This window comes from Saccharopolyspora griseoalba (assembly GCF_042665275.1).
GTDB classification, from domain to species: Bacteria; Actinomycetota; Actinomycetes; order Mycobacteriales; family Pseudonocardiaceae; genus Saccharopolyspora; species Saccharopolyspora griseoalba.
Window position 1 is genome coordinate 93,548 of sequence record NZ_JBHTCJ010000017.1, and the last position, 1,804, is coordinate 95,351.

The 1,804-nt window shown below is 65.2% G+C and carries 2 protein-coding genes; both read left to right on the forward strand.

Features of this window, described 5'->3' with window-relative positions; translation table 11 throughout:
- Nucleotides 1-704, forward strand: a 704-nt coding sequence (locus tag ACFQRI_RS24715; protein WP_380672583.1) for a hypothetical protein, incomplete at its 5' end; no start/stop codon positions are given.
- A 51-nt stretch (nt 705-755) separates the two neighbouring features.
- Nucleotides 756-1,804 (forward strand): replicative DNA helicase (locus ACFQRI_RS24720; RefSeq protein ID WP_380672585.1); only part of this gene is annotated, 1,049 nt, incomplete at its 3' end.

Sequence of the window (1,804 nt, forward strand, 5' to 3'; positions counted from 1 at the left end):
CGGCCGTTCCTAGAGAGAAAGGAAAGGAGGGAGAGAGCTCTCCTTCGGAGAGCTCTCTCCCGATCGAGGGACGACCGGAGGTCGGCACGCCGCAGGCGGCCGACTCCGCTCGACACGACGACGTGGATCCAGACCTGGCTCAACGTGCTTTCGCGCTCGCATGGCGGATGCCTTGGGAGGACTCCCCTCGCGGCCGAACCCCTGAGGTCCGTAAGCAGATCTGGGAACAGCTGGTCCCGGTGCTGGCTAGGGCCATCAAGGTCAACGACCTCTCCGACGAGGCCGTCCTTCGGCACGGCGCCCGCAAGATCGCTGGTGCAGACAAAAACGCGGTCAGCTTCGTTGCAGGTGGATTCAACGATGGCAACGTGCCGCTGGCCCCACCGCCGGACGTGTGGCGACCCGACGCCGATGAGCCAGCAACCCGTCCCGGCCCAGGCAGGCACCGCGCCGCGGAATCGACTCACACTCCACTTGAGTCGCCTGCCAGTGACGAGGCCAACGACCGGCCGGACGAGCCCGAGCAACCGGGCCCCGAAGCTGACCCTGCTGCGGCGCAGGCCAGCGATGAAGCGATGAGTCGGGTACTGGGTCGACTCAAGCTGACCAAGTCCGGTCGCGCCGCAGCCGCGCGCGCAACTGGCGGTCCAAGCGCTGCCGAGTCACTGCCGGAGCACGTCGAGGCGCCACCACGCACAGCCTGAGCACCCGTCTCTGCCCCTTGCCTTGTTTGACCTGTTTTGAAAGGCGGCATCGTGCCGAATCTGCGAGCGATCAATAACGCCGACGAACACGACAGCGCCCGCGAGGACCCCAACGCCCTCGGGATCCCGTGTGATCTTGCCGCTGAGCAGACCACGCTCGGCGCCATGATGATGTCGATGGAGGCCATCGCCGAAGTCGTCGACACCCTCGACGGGCCCGAAGACTTCTATCGTCCGGCGCACCGCGAGATCTACGACGCCATCACCACCTGCTACCTGGACAACCGCTGCCCACCTGGCGGCCGCCTGGACGAACAAATCGTCGGAGATGAACTCACCCGCCGCGGCGCCATCCTTCGAGTGGGTGGACCGGCGTATCTCAACGACTTGCTGCAGGCCACTCCCATTGCAGCCAACGTGAGCTTCTACGCGCACCAGGTCCGCGAGAAATCCGTACTGCGCACAATCGTGGAAACCGCGCAGCGCATGCACAGCCTGGCCACCAGCGACTCGACGGACTCTGAAGACATCCTCGAAAGCGCTACCAATGCGCTTTCATCGATCACCAACCGAGACAGCAACGAGGTTGTCGAGGCCGCTCCCCTGTTGGAGAAGACCATCGAAGAGCTTGGTGATATCCAGCGCAACGGCGGCCCTTCGACCGGGGTGCCGACTGGCTACACCGATCTCGACGCGCTCACCCTCGGCCTGCACCCCGGGCAGATGGTCATCGTGGCGGCGCGACCCGGGGTGGGGAAATCCACGGTGGGCGTGGATTTCGCCCGGTCCGCGGCCATCAAGCATGGTCTCGGCGCGGTGATTTTCTCGCTGGAGATGGGTCGCAGCGAGATCATGCAACGCGTCCTGTCCGCGGAAGCCAGCGTGCGGCTGGACAACATGCGTGCCGGCCGCATGTCCGACGACGACTGGGTTCGCATCGAGCGGCGCATGAGCAGCATCAGCGAGGCGCCGTTGTTCATCGACGACTCGCCGAACCTGACCATGATGGAGATCCGGGCCAAGGCCCGGCGGCTCAAGCAGCGCCACGACATCCAGCTGATCGTGGTGGACTACATGCAGCTGATGACCTCCGGCAAGCG